General features: G+C 70.4%; 23 protein-coding genes. 9 read left to right on the top strand and 14 right to left on the bottom strand.

The features are described from left to right. Positions 1-33: 33 nt before the first annotated feature. From W7U_RS23300 to W7U_RS23290, 3 genes are read right to left on the bottom strand one after another with little or no spacing between them, the layout of a single operon-like run. Complete coding sequence (locus W7U_RS23300) at positions 34-408, bottom strand: hypothetical protein (protein ID WP_008263294.1); 375 nt, start codon at positions 406-408, stop codon at positions 34-36. 14 nt (positions 409-422) lie between these two features. Next, entirely contained in the window at positions 423-1,409 is a 987-nt protein-coding gene (locus W7U_RS23295) for an LLM class F420-dependent oxidoreductase (RefSeq protein ID WP_008263293.1), read from the bottom strand. A gap of 56 nt (positions 1,410-1,465) precedes the next feature. After that, positions 1,466-1,930 carry a GatB/YqeY domain-containing protein gene (locus W7U_RS23290; protein WP_008263292.1) on the bottom strand — a complete coding sequence of 155 codons (465 nt, stop codon included), beginning with the start codon at positions 1,928-1,930 and terminating at the stop codon, positions 1,466-1,468. 153 nt (positions 1,931-2,083) lie between these two features. Between W7U_RS23290 and W7U_RS23285 the strand changes: the two genes are divergently transcribed. Genes W7U_RS23285 through W7U_RS23265 form a run of 5 tightly spaced genes read left to right on the top strand, consistent with a single transcriptional unit; the run spans position 2,084 to position 7,405 of the window. Then, on the top strand, positions 2,084-3,274 hold the full coding sequence (locus W7U_RS23285; RefSeq protein WP_008263291.1) for a hypothetical protein: 1,191 nt from the start codon (positions 2,084-2,086) through the stop codon (positions 3,272-3,274). A gap of 24 nt (positions 3,275-3,298) precedes the next feature. After that, positions 3,299-3,952, top strand: coding sequence for a DUF4129 domain-containing protein (locus W7U_RS23280; protein ID WP_008263290.1), 654 nt, complete (start codon positions 3,299-3,301; stop codon positions 3,950-3,952). After that, positions 3,952-5,091, top strand: coding sequence for a DUF4350 domain-containing protein (locus W7U_RS23275; RefSeq protein WP_036429781.1), 1,140 nt, complete (start codon positions 3,952-3,954; stop codon positions 5,089-5,091). The genes W7U_RS23280 and W7U_RS23275 overlap by 1 nt, the downstream gene beginning before the upstream one ends. Beyond that, complete coding sequence (locus W7U_RS23270; RefSeq protein WP_008263288.1) at positions 5,088-6,083, top strand: MoxR family ATPase; 996 nt, start codon at positions 5,088-5,090, stop codon at positions 6,081-6,083. The genes W7U_RS23275 and W7U_RS23270 overlap by 4 nt, the downstream gene beginning before the upstream one ends. Next, on the top strand, positions 6,083-7,405 hold the full coding sequence (locus W7U_RS23265) for a DUF58 domain-containing protein (protein WP_008263287.1): 1,323 nt from the start codon (positions 6,083-6,085) through the stop codon (positions 7,403-7,405). Before W7U_RS23270 ends, W7U_RS23265 begins: the two co-directional genes overlap by 1 nt. A 72-nt stretch (positions 7,406-7,477) precedes the next feature. Here the strand turns inward: W7U_RS23265 and W7U_RS23260 are convergent, their stop codons facing one another. After that, positions 7,478-8,479, bottom strand: a complete 1,002-nt coding sequence (locus W7U_RS23260; protein ID WP_008263286.1) for a stage II sporulation protein M — start codon at positions 8,477-8,479, stop codon at positions 7,478-7,480. 91 nt (positions 8,480-8,570) lie between these two features. Here W7U_RS23260 and W7U_RS23255 point away from each other — a divergent pair, with 91 nt between their 5' ends. Continuing rightward, positions 8,571-9,437, top strand: a complete 867-nt coding sequence (locus W7U_RS23255) for an RDD family protein (RefSeq protein WP_008263285.1) — start codon at positions 8,571-8,573, stop codon at positions 9,435-9,437. Between the two features lie 10 nt (positions 9,438-9,447). On the opposite strand, the gene W7U_RS23250 is transcribed toward W7U_RS23255, so the two are convergent. Continuing rightward, a complete protein-coding gene (locus W7U_RS23250; RefSeq protein ID WP_008263284.1) occupies positions 9,448-9,837 on the bottom strand; it encodes a hypothetical protein in 390 nt (129 codons plus the stop codon). A 198-nt stretch (positions 9,838-10,035) separates the two neighbouring features. Here W7U_RS23250 and W7U_RS23245 point away from each other — a divergent pair, with 198 nt between their 5' ends. Then, the gene (locus W7U_RS23245; protein WP_008263283.1) at positions 10,036-10,755 is read left to right on the top strand and encodes a PadR family transcriptional regulator; all 720 of its coding nucleotides are present in this window, start codon (positions 10,036-10,038) and stop codon (positions 10,753-10,755) included. Positions 10,756-10,787: 32 nt separating this feature from the next. Here the strand turns inward: W7U_RS23245 and glpK are convergent, their stop codons facing one another. Continuing rightward, positions 10,788-12,314, bottom strand: coding sequence for a glycerol kinase GlpK (gene glpK / locus W7U_RS23240; RefSeq protein ID WP_008263282.1), 1,527 nt, complete (start codon positions 12,312-12,314; stop codon positions 10,788-10,790). Between the two features lie 135 nt (positions 12,315-12,449). Here glpK and W7U_RS23235 point away from each other — a divergent pair, with 135 nt between their 5' ends. Both W7U_RS23235 and W7U_RS23230 read left to right on the top strand, forming a co-directional pair. Next, complete coding sequence (locus W7U_RS23235; protein ID WP_008263281.1) at positions 12,450-13,922, top strand: hypothetical protein; 1,473 nt, start codon at positions 12,450-12,452, stop codon at positions 13,920-13,922. Positions 13,923-13,932: 10 nt separating this feature from the next. Next, the gene (locus tag W7U_RS23230; protein WP_008263279.1) at positions 13,933-14,613 is read left to right on the top strand and encodes a class I SAM-dependent methyltransferase; all 681 of its coding nucleotides are present in this window, start codon (positions 13,933-13,935) and stop codon (positions 14,611-14,613) included. Here the strand turns inward: W7U_RS23230 and egtE are convergent. From egtE to W7U_RS23190, 8 genes are all read right to left on the bottom strand, one after another. Next, positions 14,610-15,716 (bottom strand): ergothioneine biosynthesis PLP-dependent enzyme EgtE, encoded by a 1,107-nt coding sequence (gene egtE, locus W7U_RS23225; protein WP_241767553.1) that lies wholly within the window; start codon positions 15,714-15,716, stop codon positions 14,610-14,612. The two genes, W7U_RS23230 and egtE, sit on opposite strands and share 4 nt — an antisense overlap. 47 nt (positions 15,717-15,763) lie before the next feature. Beyond that, entirely contained in the window at positions 15,764-16,729 is a 966-nt protein-coding gene (gene egtD, locus W7U_RS23220; protein WP_008263276.1) for an L-histidine N(alpha)-methyltransferase, read from the bottom strand. Beyond that, on the bottom strand, positions 16,729-17,439 hold the full coding sequence (gene egtC, locus W7U_RS23215) for an ergothioneine biosynthesis protein EgtC (RefSeq protein ID WP_008263273.1): 711 nt from the start codon (positions 17,437-17,439) through the stop codon (positions 16,729-16,731). The genes egtD and egtC overlap by 1 nt, the downstream gene beginning before the upstream one ends. Further along, positions 17,439-18,743: an ergothioneine biosynthesis protein EgtB gene (egtB, locus tag W7U_RS23210; RefSeq protein ID WP_071196532.1), complete on the bottom strand. Its 1,305-nt coding sequence runs from the start codon at positions 18,741-18,743 to the stop codon at positions 17,439-17,441. Before egtB ends, egtC begins: the two co-directional genes overlap by 1 nt. A gap of 2 nt (positions 18,744-18,745) precedes the next feature. Further along, positions 18,746-20,047 (bottom strand): ergothioneine biosynthesis glutamate--cysteine ligase EgtA, encoded by a 1,302-nt coding sequence (gene egtA / locus W7U_RS23205; protein WP_008263269.1) that lies wholly within the window; start codon positions 20,045-20,047, stop codon positions 18,746-18,748. 179 nt (positions 20,048-20,226) lie between these two features. After that, positions 20,227-20,889: a sensor domain-containing protein gene (locus W7U_RS23200; RefSeq protein ID WP_008263267.1), complete on the bottom strand. Its 663-nt coding sequence runs from the start codon at positions 20,887-20,889 to the stop codon at positions 20,227-20,229. A gap of 82 nt (positions 20,890-20,971) precedes the next feature. Further along, the gene (locus tag W7U_RS23195) at positions 20,972-21,487 is read right to left on the bottom strand and encodes a hypothetical protein (protein ID WP_008263266.1); all 516 of its coding nucleotides are present in this window, start codon (positions 21,485-21,487) and stop codon (positions 20,972-20,974) included. A 118-nt stretch (positions 21,488-21,605) separates the two neighbouring features. Next, complete coding sequence (locus W7U_RS23190; RefSeq protein WP_008263265.1) at positions 21,606-22,031, bottom strand: hypothetical protein; 426 nt, start codon at positions 22,029-22,031, stop codon at positions 21,606-21,608. Positions 22,032-22,049: the final 18 nt, after the last annotated feature.

Raw genomic sequence — 22,049 nt, 5'->3', positions numbered from 1 at the left:
TTTTCCTTCCTGCGATCGACGATTCGCGTCGGATCAAAGAGTTCGCATCGCCGTGTAGAGGTCCAGGCCGGCGATCCCGGACAGGGCGGCGGCGCAGACGATGCCCTGGCGCCGCCGCCCGGGGCCGCGGGCGGCCACACCCGCGATCAACAGGGCCATATCCAGGACATCCCCGGCCACACGGGTCCATACCAGCTTGTCGGGGCCCCCCAACAGCGCCGCGCCGTGGCCGCATTCGCGCACCCCAAGCGCGCGGATCACCCGGCGCGACCGGGCGGTGTCGTCGACACCCGCGATCGCGGCGACCCGACTCGGCGCCACCAGTTCGCTGATGCCCAGGGCTAAGCTGGCACCGCCGAGCGCGGAGACCAATGTGGCTGTGGTGCCGTCCGATTGGTCGCTCGTCATCGCCTGTCCGCCGATCAGTTCGCTGCCTCGCGCAGCGCGGCGAGCAACGGCTCGGCGGCCTCTTTGAGGAACCTCTCCTGGGTGTCCCCGCCGACCTGGATGAGCGCTATGTCGGTGAATCCGGCTTCCCAGTAGGGCCGGACGCTTTCGACGATCGCGTCGAGGTCGGGGCCGCAGGGAATGGTGCCGGCGACGTCTTCGGGGCGGACGAATTGGGTCGCGCCGGCGAAACCGGCCGGGGTCGGCAGGTCGGCGTTCACCTTCCAGCCGCCGGCAAACCAGCGGAACTGGTCGTGCGCGCGCTTGACGGCGGTGTCACGGTCGGGGTCCCAGCACACCGGTATCTGGCCGATCACCCGGCCGCCGCCGGCGAGGTTCGCGGCCTGCCGGGCGCCGTGCCAGCCGTGGACGAGTTCGGCCTTGGGCTCGGTTGCGATCAGGTGGTCGGCCAGCTTGGCGAACTTGTCGATCGCCTTGGTGCCCCCGATGGCCACCCCGATGCCGACCGGGACGTCGGGGACGTCCCACAGCCGCGCGGAGTCGACCTGGAAATAGTCGCCGGTGAAGTCCACCAGCTGCCCGCCGAACAGTTCCCGGATGATCTTGATGGCCTCACGCAGCATGTCCTGGCGGCGGGTGACGGCCGGCCAGCCCCTGCCCACGACGTGCTCGTTGAGGTTTTCGCCGCTGCCCAGGCCCAGCGTGAACCGGCCGTCGGATAGGATCTGCACGGTGGCGGCCTGCTGGGCGACGATGGCCGGGTGATACCGCATCGTCGGGCACGTCACGTAGGTGTAGAGGTCTACCCGTTCGGTGGCCTGTGCCACCGCACCCAGGACCGCCCAGGCGTTGGGCGCGTGCCCCTGCGAGCTGAGCCACGGTGAAAAGTGGTCACTGCAGACGTGGAAGTCGAAACCGCGCTGTTCGGCCGAAATGGCGTACTGGACAAGCTCTTTGGGTCCACTCTGCTCGGTCATCAAAGTGTAGCCAAAATTGGTCATGCGCAGTTGGGTACCCGGGTGCCCCGAGGGCAAACGAGTCCACCGAACCGGTCGGGCTACAGGCGCTCTTTGACGGCGGCCGACAATCGGGCGCCGTCGGCCTTGCCGGCCGCGATCGCGGTGGCGGCCTTCATCACCAGGCCCATCTGTTTCATGCCGGGGCGCTCGCCGATTTCCTCGGCCACCTGCGCGATCGCCGTGTCGGCAACGTCGGCCACCTCGGCCTCGGTGAGCGGGGTGGGCAGGTATTCGTCGATGATCCTGGCCTCGGCGTGCTCGTTGGCGGCCAGGTCTCCGCGCCCGTTCTGGGTGTAGATCTCGGCGGATTCGCCGCGTTTGCGCGATTCCTTGGCCAGCACCTTGATGACCTCCTCGTCGGTGAGGTCTTTGGCCTGCTTACCGGACACTTCCTCGGTTTGGATCGCGGCCAGCAGCATCCGCAGCGTGGCCGTTCGCAGCTTGTCCTGGGCCTTCATCGCCGCGGTCAGGTCCGCCCGGAGCCGCGATTTGAGTTCCGCCATGTGTGAGACGCTACGCGCGGGCGCGGGGGACAACGCGGTCAATGCCGGTCAACACCGGTCAACATTGTGAAATGCCACGACCGCCGACAGGATGGAGCCCATGACGAACGACGCGCCCGGCCGCGGAGCTAGTTTGCAAGGCCTCGGCGTTCGGTGACCGCGCCGCCGCCTGGTCATCCGGTTGGCCCGCCGCCCGCATACGGCCCGCCACCTCAATACGGCCCGCCACCTCAATACGGCCCGCCCCCGGTCTACCCGACCTATGGTCCCCCGCCGGGCTATCCGCCCCCACCCGGCCACGGCGTCCCACCCGGCTACGGGCCGCCGCCGGGCTACAGCACCCCACCCGCCTTCGGCGCGCCGCCCGGCTACGGAACGGTCAAGCCCGGCATCATCCCGCTGCGCCCGCTGACCCTCGGCGACATCTTCAACGGCGCGGTCGGCTACGTGCGCGCCAATCCGAAAGCGACGCTGGGCCTGACCGCCATCGTCGTCGTGGTCATGCAGATCATCACCAAGGTCGCCTTCTTCGGACCGCTGGCCGCCCACGACCGGTTCACCACCACCGGCGAGCCCGACACCCTGACCGCGGGGGTCCTGGGCGCCTGGACGGCGTCGGTGGGGGCCGGCCTCCTCGTCGGCTGGCTGGGCGGCATGCTGCTGTCCGGAATGCTCACCGTCATCGTCGGGCGGGCGGTGTTCGGGTCGCCGATCACCATCGGTGAAACCTGGACCAGGATCCGCGGGCGGCTGCCGGCCTTGCTCGGCCTGGCCCTGGTCGAGGCTGTCGTGGTGGCGGCCCTGGCCGGGCTGGTCGCGGTGATCATCGGGGTGCTGGCGGCGATCGGCAGCGCCGCGGCGGCCGTGGTGCTCGGCATCCCGCTGGTGCTGGTCGTCCTCGCGGCGCTGGTGTACCTGTACACCGTGGTGCTGTTCGCCCCGGTGCTGATCGTGCTGGAACGGCTGCCCGTGCTCGACGCGATCACCCGATCGTTCAGGCTGATCCGCAACGGGTTCTGGCGAGTGCTGGGCATCCGCACGCTCACCTTCCTGGTGGCCTCGATCGTCGCCAACGCCGTCGCGGTGCCGTTCAGCATCGTCGGTCAGTTTTTCCAGATCACCTCGTCCGGCACCGCCTTTTTGATCAGCACCGCGATCCTCTCCGTCGGGGCGGCGATCGGCGAGATCATTACCGCACCGTTCAACGCCGGAGTCATCGTCCTGCTCTACACCGACCGCCGGATGCGCGCCGAGGCGTTCGACCTGGTCTTGCAGACCGGCGCCGCCCAGGGGCCCTACGCGGCCGCGTCCACCGACAACCTCTGGCTCACGCGGCCGCTGTAACGGCCGAGCGAGGACTAGCTGAGCATGCCTTCCATCGACATCGACCGCGATGCCGCGCACCACGCCGCGCAGGACGAACTCAACAAGCCGATCTATTCCAAGGGGTCGGCGGCCGACCAGTTCCTCGACTGGCTCAACGACCTGATATACCGCATGCTGCAGAAGACCGCCACGGTGCCGGGCGGATGGTTCACGGCGACAGTGCTTTTGATCCTGTTGGCGATCGCGGTGTTTGTTGCCTTCCACGTCGCGCGGCGCACCATGCGCGCCCGCCGCGGCGGTGACCAGCAGCTGTTCGAAGCCGCGCAGCTGACGGCCGCCCAGCATCGCGCGACGGCCGAAAGCTATGCGGCCGAAGGTGATTGGGCGTCGGCCATACGCCACCGGCTGCGCGCCGTCGCCCGCCAGCTCGAGGAGACCGGTGTGCTGGCGGCGGCCCCCGGCCGCACGGCCAACGAGCTGGCGCGCGACGCCGGCACCGCGCTGCCCCATCTGGCCGGCGAACTGTCCGAAGCGGCAACGGCTTTCAACGACGTCACCTACGGCGAGCAGCCCGGAACCCGGGCCGCCTACCAGATGATCGCCGACCTCGACGATCACCTGCGGTCCCGCTGGCAGGGTGTCCCTGCCGAGGCCGGGCGGCCCGCCGTCCCCGAGTCGTGGGCGCAGGTGCGGTGATGGCCACGATCAGCGATGCCCGCACCCAGACCGCGCCCCGGCGCCGGCGCTCGTGGCGCTGGGTGGTCGTCACCCTGCTGGTGCTGGCCGTCATCGCCGGCGTCGATGCCTACCTGACCGCGCCGCGCCCCGGCGCGCGGATGGACCCCGCGTCGACCGGCCCGGACGGCGCCCACGCGCTGGTGGAGTTGCTCCGCGACGCCGGTGTGGACGTCGTCGTGGCCGACACCATCGCCGACGTCGAACGGGCGGCGCGCCCGGACGCGCTGATCCTGGTGGCACAGAGCCAGTACCTGACCGACGCGGTGACCGACCGGCTGGCGAGGATCCGTTCCGACCTGCTGCTGGTGGAACCGACGACGCGGGCCCGCGAGGCGCTGCTGCCGGGCGTGGAGGTGTCCGGCGCCAGCGGCTTCGACAGCGACCCGAATTGCACGCTGCGCGAAGCCGTTCGGTCCGGCTCGGTGCGGTTCGGCCCGACCAACACCTTCAAGGCCAAGGACGGCCGGACGATGACCCGCTGCTACGACGGCGCGCTGATCCGCTTCCGGGACGGCGGACGGGTCGTCACCGCCGTCGGCAGCACCGACTTCATGACCAACGGCGGCCTGTTGCACGCTGGCAACGCGGCGCTCGCGATGAACCTGGCCGGCGACCGCCCCCGGCTCGTGTGGTACGCGCCCCATCACGTCGAGGGTGAAACCTCCACCAAGGCATCACTTTTCGACCTGATTCCACCCAACGTGAGCTGGATCGTGTGGCAGCTGGCGCTGGTGGTGCTGCTGGTCGCCGCGTGGAAGGGCCGCCGCCCCGGCCCGCTGGTGGCCGAGGAGTTGCCCGTCGTGGTGCGCGCGTCGGAGACCGTCGAGGGTCGCGGCCGGCTGTATCGGTCCCGGCGGGCACGCGATCGCGCGGCCGCGGCGCTGCGCACGGCGACACTGCAGCGGCTGCTGCCGCGGCTCGGCCTGGGCGCCGGCGCCGACCCGGCGACCGTGGTGTCCACCGCGGCCCAGCGCACCGGTTCGGATCCGGGGTTCGTCTCCTACCATCTGTTCGGTCCGCCCCCGACGACCGACCACGACCTGTTACAACTTGCCCGTGCGCTCGACGACATCGAAAGGCAGGTCGCACGCCCGTGACACAGTCCCCTTCCGGTCCACAAGCCGATACCGCCTCGTCCCCCACCGCCGAATCCGCTCGCGAGGCGCTGCTGGCGTTGCGCGCCGAGCTCGCCAAGGCCGTCGTCGGGCAGGAGGGCGTGGTCAGCGGCCTGGTGATCGCGCTGCTGTGCCGCGGGCATGTGCTGCTGGAAGGCGTTCCGGGAGTGGCGAAGACGCTGCTGGTCCGGGCGCTGTCCGCGGCGCTGCAGCTGGAGTTCAAGCGGGTGCAGTTCACGCCGGACCTGATGCCCGGCGACGTGACGGGTTCCCTGGTGTACGACGCGCGCACCGCCGCGTTCGTGTTCCGGCCCGGTCCGGTGTTCACCAACCTGCTGCTCGCCGACGAGATCAACCGCACCCCACCCAAGACCCAGGCCGCGCTGCTCGAGGCGATGGAGGAGCGCCAGGTCAGCGTCGAGGGCGAACCCCAGCCGCTGCCGGACCCGTTCATCGTCGCCGCGACCCAGAACCCGGTCGAATACGAGGGCACCTACCAGCTGCCCGAGGCCCAGCTGGATCGCTTTCTCCTCAAACTGAATGTGACGCTGCCCCCGCGGGACGCCGAGATCGCCATCCTGCACCGGCACGCGCACGGTTTCGATCCCCGCGATCTGTCGGCGATCAAGCCGGTGGCGGGGCCGGCCGACCTGGCCGCCGGCCGCGACGCCGTGCGACACGTGCTGGTCGCCGACGAGGTGCTCGGCTACATCGTCGACATCGTCGGGGCCACCCGATCCTCCCCCGCGCTGCAGCTGGGCGTGTCCCCCCGCGGGGCGACCGCCCTGTTGGCCACCGCGCGCTCCTGGTCCTGGCTGTCGGGCCGCAACTACGTCACCCCCGACGACGTGAAGGCCATGGCCCGCCCGACGCTGCGGCACCGGGTGATGCTGCGGCCCGAAGCCGAACTCGAGGGGGCCACGTCCGATGGCGTGCTCGACGGGATTCTGGCGTCGGTTCCGGTGCCCCGCTAGTGATCCTGACCGGACGCACGGGACTGGTCGCGCTGATCTGCGTCCTGCCCATCGCTGTCTCGCCTTGGCCGGCAACGGCTTTCGTGGCCCTGCTGGTGGCGCTGGCCATCGCCGTTGCCGTCGACGTCGGGTTGGCGGCCCGCACCACCGCCCTGCGCTACGTGCGCTCCCCGGATCGCTCCGCCCGGCTCGGTCAACAGGTGGATTGTGAGCTGTCCATCCACAACGACGGCCGGCGGCGGTTCCGCGGCCAGGTCCGCGACGCCTGGCCGCCCAGCGCCCGCGCGCGGCCGCGCACCCATGCGGTGGACATCCCGGCCGGGGGCGATCAGCACGTCGCGACCCGGCTGGAGCCAAAGCGCCGCGGCGATCAGCGCGCGACGGTGATCACCGCGCGATCGATCGGGCCCCTGGGCTTGGCGGGACGGCAGGGTTCGCAATCGGTGCCCGGCCAGCTCCGGGTGCTGCCGCCGTTCCTGTCGCGCAAGCACCTGCCGTCGCGCCTGGCCAGGCTGCGCGAGATCGACGGCCTACTGCCCACCCTGGTGCGCGGGCAGGGCACCGAATTCGATTCGCTGCGAGAGTATGTCGTCGGTGACGACGTGCGCTCGATCGATTGGCGCGCGACCGCGCGGCGCGCCGACGTGGTGGTGCGCACCTGGCGCCCCGAACGCGACCGGCGCGTGGTGATCGTGCTCGACACGGGCCGCACCGCGGCGGGCCGGGTGGGCGTCGACCCCACCACCTCCGATCCCGCGGGCTGGCCGCGGCTGGACTGGTCGATGGATGCCGCGCTGCTGCTGGCCGCGCTCGCGTCGCGGGCGGGCGACAACGTCGACTTCCTCGCCCACGACCGGGTGAGCCGGGCCGGCGTCTTCGGCGCGTCGCGCACCGAGCTGCTCGCCCAGCTCGTCGACGCGATGGCCCCCCTGCAGCCCACGCTCGTCGAATCCGATTGGCGGGCAATGGCTTCGGCCATCGCGCTGCGGGCCCGCCGGCGCTCGCTGGTGGTGCTGCTGACCGACCTCAATCCGACCGCCCTCGACGAGGGCCTGCTGCCCGTGCTGCCGCAGCTGTCGGCCAAGCATCACCTGCTGCTGGCCGCGGTTTCCGACCCGCGGGTCGACCAGATGGCCGCCGGCCGATCGGATGCCGCGGCGGTGTACGACGCCGCCGCGGCCGAGCGATCCCGCAACGACCGCGGCGCCATGGCCACACGATTGCGCCGCACCGGCGTGGAGGTCGTCGACGCCCCGCCCGCCGAACTGGCGCCCGCGCTCGCCGACCACTACCTGGCGATGAAAGCGACCGGGCGCCTGTGATCGGCACCGCGAAACTGTAACCACCGACGCATTTCCCGAGTAGGGCCGTCCGCAGTTGCAGTCTCGCGAAGCTCAGCCGGTGGGGACCACATCCGGCGCGTCGTCGATGTCGCCGCTTTCCCCGGCTCTGACCCCGCGGCGACCGAAGTAGACGATGTAGGACAAGAACGCCGCCTCGGCGATGACGCCGATGCCGACCCGTACGACCGTCGGTAACGGCGACGGCGTCACCAGCGCCTCGATCAACCCGGAAACGGCGAGCACGGCCACCAGGCCCACGGCCACCGAGACGATGGCACGGCCCTGTTCGGCGAGCACCTGTCCGCGGGGCCGGTCGCCGGGCGACATCACCGACCATCCCAGCCGCATTCCCGCCGCCCCCGAGAGGAAGACCGCGGTGAGCTCCAACAGCCCATGGGGGGCAAGCAATCCCAGCAGCAGGCCGCCCTTGCCGGCGGGGAACATCAGGCCGGCGATCACGCCCACATTGGCGGCATTCTCGAACAGCACAAAGGGAATGGGCAGCCCCAGCACGACGGACAGCGCGATGCATTGAGCGGAAACCCAGGAATTGTTCACCCAGATCTGCAGCGCGAAGGCGGCGGCGGAATGTTCGCTGTAGTACGACTCGACGTCGTGATTGACCAATTGCTCGATGTCACTAGGGGTTCCGAGCGCTGACTGCACCTCGGGACTGCCGGCGACCCACAGCGCAATGACTACGACCACCGCGAGGAACGCCGCCGCCGTGGCCAGCCACCACCGCCACGTGCGGTACGCGACGACCGGGAAGGACACCGTCCAGAACCGGGTGAACGTACTGCTCAGCGGCGCGTGGGCCCCGGTCACCGCGGAACGGGCCCGCGCGACCAGGCTCGAGAGCCGGCCGACCAGCATCGAATCCGACCCGACATTTCCGGCCGAGCGCAGGATCGACAAATGGGTGGACACCCGCTGATAGAGCTCGACGAGTTCGTCGATCTCGGCGCCGCTGAGCGACCGGCGCCGCCCGATCAGTCGATCGAGGCGGTCCCACGTGCCGCGATGGGCCAGCACGAATGCGTCGACGTCCACCCTGGGCAGCCTAATCACCCCGCGGGCGCGGCGCCGCTGGCATGACCAAGTGCGGTCGCCCCCACCCGCCCGGCCTGTACCGTTCGAAGTTATGTCGGTGGTGACCGGGGACGCCGTGGTGCTGGACGTGCAGATCGCCCAGCTGCCGGTGCGGACGTTGAGCGCGCTGATCGATATCGCCGTCATGGTGATCGGCTACCTGCTCGGGCTGATGCTGTGGGCCGCCACCCTGACCGAGTTCGACTCCGCGCTGAGCAACGCCATCCTGCTTATATTCACGGTTCTGGTAATTGTGGGCTACCCGTTGATCCTTGAGACCGCGACGCGGGGACGCTCGGTGGGCAAGATCGCCCTGGGTCTACGCGTCGTGTCCGACGACGGCGGCCCAGAACGCTTCCGCCAGGCGCTGTTTCGCGCCCTGGCCTCGCTGGTGGAAATCTGGATGCTCTTCGGCAGCCCCGCCATCATCTGCAGCATCCTGTCACCCAAAGCCAAACGGATCGGCGATATCTTCGCCGGCACGGTGGTGGTCAACGAACGCGGACCCCGGCTGGGGCCCCCGCCGGCGATGCCTCCGGCGCTGGCCTGGTGGGCGGCGTCGCTGCAGCTGGCGGGACTGTCCGTCGGTCAAGCCGAAGTGGCGCGCCAATTCCTTTCCCGCGCACCGCAACTCGACCGCCAGTTGCGCACTCAGATGGCGTACCGCATCGCCGGTGATGTCGTGGCGCGCATTGCGCCGCCCCCGCCCCCCGGGGCCCCGCCGGAACTGGTGCTGGCCGCCGTCCTCGCCGAGCGGCACCGTCGCGAACTGGCCCGGCTGCGCCCGACCGCCCAGGCGCCGGGCTGGCCGCCCATGCCACCGGGCGCGCCGCCGCGGTACCCGTCGCCGTGGCCGGAGCCGGGCCGACCCGCCCCGGGCTACGGCGCGCCTCCGGACGGTTTCGCACCGCCGCACTGACGCAGCGCGGCTAGCGGGCGACGCTCGCCGCCATGAGGACGACGTCGGCGATCAGCAGCGCCCACCCGAGCAGCGGGACCGCGATGCCGCCGCGGTGTTTGGCGGTGAAAACCGAGATGACGATGACGACGACGGCCACCGCGGGCGCGCCGTAGAAGGCGACGCCGAAGTCGATGCCGCCGTGGCCCAGGTTGGGGCAGCTGGTGTCGCTGCAACCGGCGGTGCTCAGCACGCCACCGAGCGCGAACAGCATCACGATCGCCGCGGCGGGCACCGTCGCCAGCGCCAACCCCCAGTTGACCCAGGGCCAGACGTTGCGGCGCGGAGCACCACCGGGGTCCCCGGATGGGGCCGCACCGGCGGCCGTGCGATCGACCGTCACGTCGTTGTCAGCGTCCATCCCACAGTTCCTACCCGCCGTCTGGCCTCTGCAAACCGGCCCGCGGGTTTGGGCGGCGTGGATGGGCATGGATTTCCGCAGGTCAGCTTCGCTAGCCGATATCTTTCAACATATCCAGTTGCATCGCGTTAGTTTCCGATATATCGTGATATTCCGAAGCGCACGTTGGGTGCGCGACCCACCAACGTAAGGACACAAATGAGCAACCCCTTCACTCCCCCCGAGGGACCATTCGGCGGCCGGCCCGGTTTCGGATTCGGCTTCGGCTCCGGCCCGGTCGACCGGCGCGCCCTGCACGAGGCGCGGCGCCAGGCCAGGCGGGACTTCCGCGAACATCTCCGCGACCACGCCGGCGGCGGCCACCCGGGTGGCTACGAAGGCCCGTTCGGATTCGGTCCCGGATTCGGGCCGGGCTTCGGCCCCGGTTTCGGTTTCGGTCCCGGCGGACGGCGCGGCGCCTGGCGCCGTGGCGGCCCGGGCCGCGGCAAGCGCGGTGACGTGCGGGCGGCCATCCTGACGCTGCTCGCCGAGCGGCCGATGCACGGCTACGAGATGATCCAGCAGATCGCCGAACGCAGCAACGGGCTGTGGAAGCCGAGCCCCGGCTCGGTGTATCCGACCCTGCAGCTGCTCGACGACGAAGGCCTGATCACCGCGAGCGAATCCGCGGGCAGCAAGAAACTTTTCGAGCTGACCGAGCAGGGCCGCGGGGCGGCCGAGAAGATCGAGACCCCGCCGTGGGACGAAATCACCGAAGGTGCGGACCCCGGTCACATGAGCCTGAGGGCGGCCGTCGGCCAGTTGTTCGGCGCGGTCGGGCAGTCCGCCCACACCGCTTCCGCCGAGCAACAGCAGCGCATCGTCGACATTCTCAACAACGCGCGGCGCGAGATCTACGGCATCCTCGGCGAAGACTGATTCCGAGCCAGCGGACCCTGGATCGGGTCACCTCAGGTGATGGAGACCCAATCCAGGGTCCGCTGCACGGCCTTGCGCCAGCCCGCGTACCCCTCGGCGCGCTGCTCGTCGTTCCAGGCCGGCGACCAACGCCGGCCCTCCTGCCAGTTGGCGCGCAGGTCCGCCGGGCCGGCCCAGAACCCCACGGCCAGGCCGGCCGCGTACGCGGCGCCCAGAGCCGTCGTCTCGGCGACCACCGGACGCACCACGTCCACGCCCAGCACGTCGGCCTGGATCTGCATGCACAGGTCATTGCCGGTGATACCGCCGTCGACCTTCAAAACCTCAAGGCGCACACCGGAATCCGCGGCCATCGCGTCTACCACGTCGCGGCTCTGGTAGCAGATCGCCTCCAGGGTGGCCCGGGCCAGATGCGCGTTGGTGTTGAATCGGGATAGCCCCACGATCGCGCCCCGGGCGTCGGATCGCCAGTAGGGGGCGAACAACCCGGAAAACGCCGGGACGAAATAGACGCCGCCGTTGTCGTCGACCTGGCGGGCCAGCGCCTCGCTTTGCGCGGCCCCGCTGATGATGCCCAGCTGATCGCGCAGCCATTGCACGGCCGCGCCCGTCACCGCGATCGAACCCTCAAGTGCGTAAACGGGTTTGGCGTCCCCGAACTGGTAGCAGACGGTGGTCAGCAGCCCGTTGTCGGACCGCACGATCGTCTCGCCGGTGTTCAGTAGCAGGAAATTGCCGGTGCCATAGGTGTTTTTCGCCTCCCCATCGGCCAGACACACCTGCCCCACCATCGCCGCGTGCTGGTCACCCAGCACGCCGGTGATCGCAATCTCTCCCCCCGCCGGGCCGGTCTCGGCCGTCACCCCGTAGGGCTGCGGCGACGACGACGGCCCGATCCGCGGCAGCATCGCGCGCGGGATCGCGAAGAACGACAGCAACTCGTCGTCCCAGTCCAGGGTCTCGAGGTTCATCAGCATGGTCCGGCTGGCGTTGGTCACGTCGGTGACGTGCACGCCGCCCCGCGGACCCCCGGTCAGGTTCCACAACACCCAGGTGTCCGGGGTGCCGAACAACGCGTCGCCACGCTCGGCGGCGTCGCGCACCCCGTCGACATTCTCCAAGATCCATTGCAGCTTTGCGCCGGAAAAGTACGTCGCCGGGGGAAGTCCCGCCTTGCGGCGGATCACCTCGCCCCGGCCGTCGCCTTCCAGTGCCGACGCGATCCGGTCGGTGCGGGTGTCCTGCCAGACGATCGCGTTGTAATAGGGCCGTCCGGTCTTGCGGTTCCAGACCAGCGTCGTCTCGCGCTGGTTCGTGATACCCAGCGCGGCAATGTTTTTCGGCGCCAGGTTGGCGCGGTTGAGCACGGAGGTCAGCACCGAGGAGGTGCGTTCCCAGATCTCGACCGGGTCGTGCTCGACCCAGCCCGCCTGGGGCAGGATCTGTTCGTGCTCGAGCTGGTGGCGGGCCACCTCGGCACCCTCGTGATCGAAGATCATGCAGCGGGTGCTGGTCGTCCCCTGGTCAATGGCGGCCACGAATTCGGCGAACTCGGCCAACTGCTCTCCTCCACCCGTGAGCTCTGACACTTTTGCGGCAAAAGTCCATCATGGTCTACCCGCCCGGCGGGCGAGGCCACAACCGCGACGCCGGAGAGCTTGCGTTACGGGCGGTAACCCTGTTGCATCTGCGGTGTGGGCGAAGAGGTCAAGCGCACCACGTACGACAGCGCACACCGCCGCGAATACCGGCGCAAGGTTCAGGCGTGTCTGAACGTGTTCGAGACGATGCTCGCCCAGTCACGCTTCGATTCCGACCAGCCGCTCACCGGCATGGAGATCGAGTGCAACCTGGTCGACGCCGACTACCAGCCGGCCATGTCCAATCGCCACGTCCTGGACGCCATCGGCGATCCCGCGTACCAGACCGAATTGGGCGCCTACAACATCGAATTCAACGTCCCGCCGCACGCGCTGCCCGGACACACGGGGCTGGATCTCGAGGCCGAGGTGCGGGCCAGCCTGAACGAGGCCGAGATCAAGGCCGGCGCCGCCGACGGTGCGCACATCGTCATGATCGGCATCCTGCCCACGCTGATGCCCGAACACCTCGATCACGACTGGATGAGCGAGTCGACGCGGTATGCCGCCCTCAACGACTCGATCTTCACCGCCCGCGGCGAAGACCTGCCCATCGACATCGACGGCCCAGAACCGCTGAACTGGCACGCCGCGACGATAGCGCCCGAATCCGCTTGCACCAGCATGCAATTGCACCTGCAATTGGCCCCGGAGACGTTCGCCGCCAACTGGAACGCCGCGCAGATCGTCGCCGGTCCGCAGCTGGCGCTGGGCGCCAACTCGCCGTTCTTCTTCTCCCACCAACTCTGGGCGGAAACCCGCATCGAGCTGTTCACCCAATCCACCGACACCCGACCCGAAGAGCTGAAAACCCAAGGCGTGCGCCCGCGAGTGTGGTTCGGTGAACAGTGGATCACCTCGGTCCTCGACCTGTACCGCGAGAACATCCGGTACTTCCCGTCCCTGTTGCCCGAGGTGTCCGAGGAGGATCCGGTCGCCGAGCTGGCCGCCGGGCGCACCCCGCAGCTGTCCGAGTTGCGGCTACACAACGGCACCGTGTACCGGTGGAATCGCCCGGTGTACGACGTGGTCGACGGGCGACCACATCTGCGACTGGAGAATCGGGTGTTGCCGGCCGGACCGACAGTCGTTGACATGCTGGCGAATTCGTCCTTCTTCTACGGGATGCTGCGCAGCTTGTCCGAGGCGGACAGCCCGTTGTGGGACCGCATGGATTTCGCCGTGGCGGAGGCCAACTTTTTGGCGGCGGCGCGCCACGGCATCGACGCCCGGCTGCACTGGCCCGGGCTCGGTGAGGTGAGCGCACGCGACCTGGTGCTCGACACGTTGCTGCCGATGGCCGACGACGGGTTGCGGCGCTGGGGCGTCGACCCCGAGGTCCGCGACCGGTTCCTGGGGGTCATCGAGGGCCGCGCCCGCGCTGGCCGCAACGGCGCCACCTGGCAGGTCTCCACCGTGCGGGCCCTGCAGGACGCGGGCATGGGGCGGGCCGCCGCGCTGGCCGAGATGCTGCGCCGCTACTGCGAGTACATGCACGCCAACGAGCCGGTGCACACCTGGGAGTAGGTTGACAACCATGTCGTCTGATCAAGTGATGGACTGGGACAGTGCCTACCGCGAGCAGGCCCACTTCGAGGGTCCGCCGCCGTGGAATATCGGTGAGCCGCAACCCGAACTGGCGGCGCTGGCCGCGGCCGGCAAGTTCCGCAGCGACGTCCTGGACGCCGGCTGCGGAGTCGCCGAGCTCTCACTGAGCCTGGCCGCCCAGGGTTACACCGTGGTCGGCGTCGACCTCACACCGACCGCCGTCGCGGCGGCCACCAAGTCCGCCCAGGAGCGCGGGTTGACCACGGCCAGCTTCGTGCAGGCCGACATCACGTCGCTGAGCGGGTATGACGGACGGTTCGCCACCGTCGTCGACAGCACGCTGTTTCACTCGCTGCCCGTGGAGGGCCGCGACGGCTACCTGCGCTCGGTCCACCGCGCCGCGGCACCGGGCGCCGGCTACTTCGTGCTGGTGTTCGCCAAGGGCGCCTTCCCCGCCGAGATGGAACCCAAGCCCAACGAGGTCGACGAAGACGAACTGCGCGCCGCGGTCAGCAAGTACTGGGAAATCGACGAGATTCGCCCCTCCTTCATCCTGTCGAACGCCGTCAACATCGCCGACGCGCCTTTCGAATTCCCGCCGCACGATCGCGACGAGCAGGGCCGGATCAAGATGCCGGCCTACTTGCTGACGGCGCACAAGGCCGGCTAGCCGGTTGCGGTCGCCGCCGTCGCGGCGATGAGCGCCTCGGCGAAGGTCTCCAGGTCCTCGGCAGTGGTGTCCAGGTGCGGCGAGATCCGCAGCAGGGGCCCCGGCAGCTCCAGCGGCGCCCGCTGCACGCCGACGAAGGTCGTCAGGATCCGTCGCTCGGCGAGCAACCAGTCCCGCACCGCCTGCGGGTCGGCGCCGTCGGTCGGCGCCAAAGTCGTGATGGCGCTGGGTTCTTCGACCTCCTCGACGACGGCCCACCCGGCGACGTCGGCCAGCACCGTGCGGCTCAGGCCGCCGAGGGCGGCCAGGCGTGCGCGGACGGCCGCCGGCCCGTAGGTCAGGTGCTCCCCCAGCGCCAGCGAAAACCCCACCCGCGCAGCGATATTGGCTTCGCCGAATTCGAGCTGCTGGGCCACCGTCGGCGACCCCGATGCGCGCGCCCACTGCGGTGCCGCCAGCCTGGGGCGCAGGCTCTCCATCAGCTCCCGGCGCACCGCCAGTATCCCGACACCGCGCGGGCCGGCGACCCACTTGCGCGACGAGGAATACGTCGCGCCGGCCCCGGCCGCGCAATCCACCTGCCCCAGCGCCTGCGCCGCGTCGATCACCAGTGGCAGCCCGAGCTCCCGGCAGAGCTGGGCGACCATCGAAACCGGTTGCACCACACCGCTATGGCTGGCCACCGCGGTCAGGTGCACCAGGTCCGGCCGGTCGGTGTCGAGGGCCCGCGCCGCGTCGTCGAGCGCGACGCGGCCGTCATCCATGGTCGGCAGCAGCCGGCGGTCGAACCCGTGGGCGGCCATCACGGCCAGGTTGGGCCCGTATTCGCCGGGCAGGCACGCTACCGTTCGGTGCTTGGTCGGCCAGGCGCCCAACAGCAGATCCAAGGCGTGAAGCGAGCCGGTGGTGAACACCACCTCGGCGTCGGTCATCCCGGTCAGCGCGGCGAACGCGACACGTCCGGCGTCGAGCACCGGGGCGGCCGCCTCGGCCGCGACATACCCGCCGACTTCGGACTCGTTGCGGGCGTGCTGCGCGGCGGCGTCGATCACCGCGACGCTCTGCCGCGAGCAGGCGGCGTTGTCCAGATGCAGGCCGGCCATGGGCAAGCGTGCCGCCCGCCATCGGTCGGCCAGCGAGTCGCCGGCGGTCACTTCACGGCCAACGACAACCCGAAGTCACCCGCGCCGTCGGTCCACCATTGCGTGCGACGCAGTCCCACGGCGGCCAGTTCGGCACTCACCTTTTCCGGGCGGAACTTGCACGACACCTCGGTCAGCATCTCCTCGCCGGCCTCGAAGTCCACGATCAGCTCGAGCGCACCGACACGCACCCGCTGGCCGCGATCGGCCCGCAACCACATCTCGATACGTTCCTCGGCCGGGTTCCACCGCGCGACGTGCGCGAAAGTATCGACGTCGAAATCGGCGTCCAGTTCCCGGTTTACCACCGCAAGAACATTGCGGTTGAACGCCGCCGTCACCCCGGCGGAATCGTCGTAGGCGCGCACCAGCCGCTCGAGGTCCTTGACCAGGTCGGTGCCCAGCAGCAGGCTGTCGCCGGGCCGCATCTGGGCGGACAGCGCGGCGAGGAAGTCCGCGCGCGGCCCGGGCGTGAGGTTGCCGATCGTCGACCCCAAGAACACGAACAGCCGCCGCCCGTCCGCCGGGATCTCGGTCAGGTGTTCTTCGAAATCGCCGCAGACGGCCTTGATTTCGACTCCCGAGTATTCCTGCGCAATGGCCGCGGCGGCCGTCGACAGGATGCTGGCGTCGACGTCGAAGGGGACGAACCGGCGCAGCGAACCGCGCGCGCGCAGGGCGTCGAGCAGCAGCCGCGTCTTCTCCGAGGTGCCGCTGCCCAGTTCCACCAGGGTGTCGGCCTCGCTGGCCGACGCGATTTCGGCCGCCCGCGCACGCAGGATCTCGGCCTCGGCGCGGGTCGGGTAGTACTCGGGCAGCCGGGTGATCTGGTCGAACAGGTCACTGCCCACGGCGTCATAGAACCACTTGGGCGGCAACGACTTCGGCGTCTTCTGCAGGCCTTCGAACACGTCACGGCGCAACGCGTGGTAGGCCGAGTCGGCGGCGAGGTGGTTCGACAGCGACAGCGTCATCAAGACCCTTTCGGATGATCCAGCGGGGTCATCGTGACTCCGCCGGCGGTGACTTCGACGAGGTGGCGGTCCGGCACGTCCTCCCAGTCGGAGTCGTTGTCATAGGGTTCGCTGGCCAGGACCACACCATCCGGGCGGCGCAGGATGGACAGCGTGTCCCCCCACACCGTCGCCAGCATGCGAGAACCGTTGGCGGCCAATATGTTCAGCCGGGCGCGCGGGTCGGCCGCCGCGATCTCGGCGATGGTGTCGCCCAGCGCATCGAGGCCGCGCTCGAAGATGACGGCCGCCAGCATCGCGCTGTCGCAGACCGATTCGGCCTGCGACGTCGCCGGCAGCGCCGCCCGGTCGACGATTCCGTTGTGCGACAACAACCATTGCCCGTCGGTGAACGGCGCGGTCGCGCTGACTTCGATCGGCATGCCGACGGTCGCCGAGCGCACCGCGGCCACCACGCAGTGGCTGCGCAGCGCCGGCGCGACGGACTCGAAGGACACGTCGCCCCACAGCGGCAGCTGGCTGCGCCAGCGCCGGGGCGCGGCGCCATCCGACGCAGCATCGAAAAACCCGACGCCCCAGCCGTCCGCGTTCAACAGACAATGCTTCTGGCGGCGCGGCGCGTAGGCCTGCACCCGCAGCCCGAACGGTGGGTCGAGCACCAGCGAGGAGACCGTGACGTCGGCCCCGAGCCACCCCAGATGCCGGCACATCAGGCGATCTCCTTCGGCACGTCCCAGGCCAACCGGACGCCGGAGAAGATCTGGCGCCGGTACGGGTGATCCCAGTTGCGAAAACTCGGGCGCAGGATGCTCGGCTCCACGGCCCACGATCCGCCGCGCAGCACCCGGTAATCGCCGTCGAAGAACGGCTGTGAATAGCGCTCGTAGAGCATCGGGACGAACCCGGGCCAGGGCCGCAGCGGGCTGCTCGTCCACTCCCACACATCGCCGAGCATCTGCTCGGCCCCGTACGCGGAAGCGCCGGCGGGGTAGGCCCCGACGGGTGCGGGCCGTAGCGCGGTGCCGCCGAGGTTGGCCAGCGCGTCGCACGGCTCCTGGGCGCCCCATGGGTAGCGGCGCCGGGCGCCGGCGGAGGGGTCCCATGCGCAGGCCTTCTCCCATTCCATCTCGGTGGGCAGCCGCGCGCCGGCCCAGGCCGCGTACGCCTCGGCCTCGAAATAGCTGACGTGCTGGACGGGTTCGTCGGCGGGGATGTCTTCGACGTGGCCGAACCGGGTGCGGGTGGCGGCGTCAGGATTCCAGAACTGCGGTGCGGTCAGGCCGGCGGCCTGGCGATGCCGCCAGCCCCGCTCCGACCACCACCGCGGCTGGTCGTAGCCGCCGTCGTCGATGAAGTGCCGCCATTCGCCGTTGGTGACCGGAACCCGGCCGATCCGGAACGCGGGCAGGTCGACGACGTGGCCGGGACGCTCGTTGTCCAGCGAAAATGGCTCGGCGGCGGGGTCAACGCCGAGCACAAACTCGCCGCCGGGCACCAGCACCGAGGTGCCGGCCAGGCCCGGGCGGGCGGGCGGCAGCATCGACGTGCCGCGCAGGAGCGGCGGGCCGCTGCGCAGATTCAATGCCTGCAGCATGGTTTCGTCGTGCTGGTTTTCGTGGCTGACCACCATCGCGTACGCGAACGCCGCCTCGTCGCCCGCCGGGTCGTCGGGCAGCGCGTCCAGGGCGTCGAACACGGCGGACCGCACCGTCCGGCAGTACGCGCGCGCCTCGTCCGGCGACAACAGCGGCAGGTCGACCCGACTGGCGCGCGAGTGCACGAAGGCGTCGTAGAGACCCTCGACGGCCGGCGACAGCATCGACGGCCGGGCAAGATCCCCGCCCCGCAGCAGCCACAGCTCTTCCTGCTGGCCGATGTGCGCCAGATCCCACACCAGCGGGCTCATCAGCGGGTCGTACTGCCGGCACAGTTCGGCATCGTCGAAGTCGACCAGCCGCAGCGTCCGCGTCCGCGTCCGCGTCAACTGGTCGGCAAGCGCCTGGCGTGACGTCACCGTCACAGTCCCCCTCGCGCCGCCCGCGACACCTCGGCGGCGACGCCGTGTTCGATCACCCGGTCGGCGAAATCGTCGCCGGGACACCGGCCCTGTTCGACGAGGTCGACCAGCCGCTGCATCGCGTCGCCGACTTCGGCCGGCGCCCTTTCGGCCGCGATGGCCACGCACGCGTTGGCGGCCGCGTAGAGCCGCCGGTCACGCAGCCCGAGCCGGGCCGCGATGTCCCAGGCGGTGGCCACCGGTGCGACGGCCTCGGCCGCGGCGTCGGCCGCGGTCGGGTCGTCGAGCAGCGCCACCAGGGTGAACACCACCGCGGGCCACAACGCGTCCGGGACGCTGTCCAGGTAGCGGATTTCCAGCCACTGCCGGGGGCGGACCGGCGGGAACAAGGTCGTCAGGTGGTATTCGAGATCGGCGACGCTGGGGCGGCGATTACCGAGCAATACCCGGCCGTCGACCCAGTCGGCAAAGGGCACCCACTGCGTGACCGCCTCGGCGCCCGGCGTGTGCACCAGCATCACCGGGGCCTTGAGCGCGTAGCGCCCCCAGTCGGTGCCCGGGTCATCGCCGCTGGCGCCCAGGATGGGTCCGCAGCGCGCGGAATCCATCTGCCCCCACACCCGCTGCCGGCTGGAGACCCAGCCGGTGAAGTCGCCGCCCAGCATCGGCGAGTTGGCCGTGATCGCAATCATGGTGGGCCCCAAGGCATGCGCCAGCCGAACCCGAGCCGCCCAGCCCTCGCGCGGCCCGGCGTCGACGTTGACCTGGATCGATGCGGTGGACGTCATCATCGCCGCGCCCGCTTCCCCGGAGCGGCTGGTGGCGAAGAACCTTTCCATGGCGCGGTAGCGGGCGCCGGGGTTGATGCGCTGGGGGGGTCGCAGCGGGTCGGCGCCGAGGAAGACCAGGCCCAGGCCGGCCTCGGCAAACGCCGGCTGGAGCACGGCCTGGTCCCGTCGCATGGCCTCGATCGCGGGCAGGACGCCGTCGGCCGGCGGCCCGGAGAGTTCGACCGCGCCACCGGGTTCCACGGTGATCCTGCTGCCGCCCGGCAGGGCGGGGAGCCCGTCGAGCACCGCGGCGATTTCGTCCCAGCCGGGCCTGCGGTGCGGGGCGGCCGGGTCGTGGCAGTGGGCCTCGAGTTCCAGACCCACCCGTCCCAGCGGGGCGTCCACCAGGCAGCCGTCGGCGATGTATTGCGCGACGGCCGTGGAGTCGGTGAGCTCGGCGATTTTCAGCTCCGGGGCGGGGTCGGCGCCGGTCGACCGCGGAGCCGCCGCAGTGATCGGGGCGAACGTCATATCACGATCCCTTCGGGCCCGGCGAAGGCTGAACACGCACCTGCGGACCGCTTCCCTGCGCAGCTAATCGAACGATATCCGGCACTACTTCGTCTAGTGCTTCATCTATCAGACGCCCCCGACATATTCCCCTCCCGCGCTGATGGCCAGACGGCAAGGACGGATACCCGATCGCTGCGCTACTGACCCAGCGCGTTCTGCATCGCCCCAGCTAGCACGTTCACGGCGGGCCCGGCGTTGCCGGACTGACACACTTTCGCCTGCAGCAACACGTTTTCGCGCAGCCTGGTTTGATCGAAGCAGCGCCGATCGGTGCCCGCCTCCTGCTTGGTCCAGTTCTCGTCGGCGGGCCCGGCCGGCCCGCCGTCGAAGGACCACACCTGCGTGCTGCCGTTGTCCAGGTGTATCGCGGTCGTCTGACCCGAACAGCCGACCGTTCGATCCACCACCCGATGAAATGCCCGGGCCGCGGCGTCCGGGGTGGCGAACACCCCGACCGCCTGCTTGACCAGGTGCGTTTGATCATTCGCCGACGTCTGCGTGACGGCCCCGTTGAACGACGCCAGATCGGGATCGTCGTAGACCTCGGACAGCCCGATGTCCGCCCAGTTGTTGCACTCCGGGAGGTCCACCCAGGGGCCCTGTCCGGGCTGGGTGAACACCGACTCCCAGCCCATGGGTCCGCCGACGATGTTGCCGACCGACCCCTTGCCCAGGACGGCGTAGTTCACCACGCCCGGCTCCGACGGGTGCGCGGCGGCGACTGCGGGCGCGACGGTGCCCGCCACCGCGAACCCGACGGTGAGTACGGCGCGGTGCACCTGCGTGGCCCGCATGGTCATGAGGCGATCATGCCAAACGCCACGACGTTCGGTCAGCCCCCGTCAAGCGCCGACCTTGTGCGCCAAGCGTTTCGCGACCGCGTCAGGGGCGCGGCGCCGGCGAGCCGGGAGCCGGGCTGACGGCCGTCGGCTGACCGGGTCCGCTGATGCCGGGGCCGGAGACGGGACCGCCGGGCCCGCCCGGGCCGCCCGGGGGCATCGGAACGATCAAACCGGGGCCGCCGGGACCGGGCCCCCAGGGCCCATTGTCGGGCCCGGGACCACCGGGGCCGCCGTACCACGATCCGGGACCACCGGGACCGGGTCCCCAGGGGCCATTGCCCGGCCCGGGGCCGGGTCCCCACGGCCCGTTGCCCGGGCCGGGGCCGCCCGGGTGAAACATGCCGTGGTGATGGTGGCAGTGGTAGTGGTGCTTCCAAATGAAGGCGCCGACGAAGAACACCGAGGAGAGGATGAACACGATGCCCGCGACGATCACCACCCAGGCTGCCGCCGTGTAGAGCCGCGGCGGCTTGACCCGCGGCGGCGGTGGCGGCGCGGGCGGAGTGGTCGCGGCGGCGGGGGTCGGCTCGGCTTGCGGTTCGGGTGTCTCGCTCATGCCATGCCATATTGCCCCGCACGCGATGTCCGGAACAGGCCCCGGCGGCAAATTGCCTGGAATCGAGACGTGGCCCGACGCTCGATGAGAGCGCCGGGCCACGAGTGGGTTGGGGGTTTTAGTTGGTCAGCACAATGACGCTGGGGGCCTGCCCCGGCGCTGCGTGCGAGGCCGCCGCGGAGTGGAAGATCGACGCCGGGAGCTGTCCCGGGGCCATGCCGCTGGGCCGCACGGGCGACGGACTGGCGGGCGCGGTGGTCGCGCCCGGGCCCGTGGGTGCGCCCGGGCCGCCCTGGGTGCCGCCGCCCGGTCCACCGGGCCCGCCGGGGCCGCGGTGATGCAGCATCGCGTGGTGGTGGTGCTTGTGGTGGTGATGGCCGTGATGGCCGCCGCGGTGGCCGAGGATGAAGCCGGTGAAGAAGATGACCGCGACGATGAACACGATCCCGGCGACGATGGCGACCCACGCGGCGAGTTGGAAGACCCGCGGGGCCCGATAGGCCGCTGCAGCGGCGGCCGGTGCAGTTGCGGTGGAGGTCCGCACGGTGGGGGTTTCAGGTGT

The organism is Mycobacterium sp. H4Y (assembly GCF_000364405.1).
In the GTDB taxonomy this organism is placed as follows: domain Bacteria; phylum Actinomycetota; class Actinomycetes; order Mycobacteriales; family Mycobacteriaceae; genus Mycobacterium; species Mycobacterium intracellulare.
This window is presented reverse-complemented; position numbering and strand designations above follow the sequence as displayed.

Coding starts and splice junctions, on each gene's coding strand:
- W7U_RS23300 (WP_008263294.1), bottom strand. CDS start 408: ATGACGAGCGACCAATCGGACGGCACCACAGCCACATTGGTCTCCGCG.
- W7U_RS23295 (WP_008263293.1), bottom strand. CDS start 1,409: ATGACCAATTTTGGCTACACTTTGATGACCGAGCAGAGTGGACCCAAA.
- W7U_RS23290 (WP_008263292.1), bottom strand. CDS start 1,930: ATGGCGGAACTCAAATCGCGGCTCCGGGCGGACCTGACCGCGGCGATG.
- W7U_RS23280 (WP_008263290.1), top strand. CDS start 3,299: ATGCCTTCCATCGACATCGACCGCGATGCCGCGCACCACGCCGCGCAG.
- W7U_RS23275 (WP_036429781.1), top strand. CDS start 3,952: ATGGCCACGATCAGCGATGCCCGCACCCAGACCGCGCCCCGGCGCCGG.
- W7U_RS23255 (WP_008263285.1), top strand. CDS start 8,571: ATGTCGGTGGTGACCGGGGACGCCGTGGTGCTGGACGTGCAGATCGCC.
- W7U_RS23250 (WP_008263284.1), bottom strand. CDS start 9,837: ATGGACGCTGACAACGACGTGACGGTCGATCGCACGGCCGCCGGTGCG.
- W7U_RS23245 (WP_008263283.1), top strand. CDS start 10,036: ATGAGCAACCCCTTCACTCCCCCCGAGGGACCATTCGGCGGCCGGCCC.
- W7U_RS23230 (WP_008263279.1), top strand. CDS start 13,933: ATGTCGTCTGATCAAGTGATGGACTGGGACAGTGCCTACCGCGAGCAG.
- egtE (WP_241767553.1), bottom strand. CDS start 15,716: ATGGCCGGCCTGCATCTGGACAACGCCGCCTGCTCGCGGCAGAGCGTC.
- egtD (WP_008263276.1), bottom strand. CDS start 16,729: ATGACGCTGTCGCTGTCGAACCACCTCGCCGCCGACTCGGCCTACCAC.
- egtC (WP_008263273.1), bottom strand. CDS start 17,439: ATGTGCCGGCATCTGGGGTGGCTCGGGGCCGACGTCACGGTCTCCTCG.
- egtA (WP_008263269.1), bottom strand. CDS start 20,047: ATGACGTTCGCCCCGATCACTGCGGCGGCTCCGCGGTCGACCGGCGCC.
- W7U_RS23200 (WP_008263267.1), bottom strand. CDS start 20,889: ATGACCATGCGGGCCACGCAGGTGCACCGCGCCGTACTCACCGTCGGG.
- W7U_RS23195 (WP_008263266.1), bottom strand. CDS start 21,487: ATGAGCGAGACACCCGAACCGCAAGCCGAGCCGACCCCCGCCGCCGCG.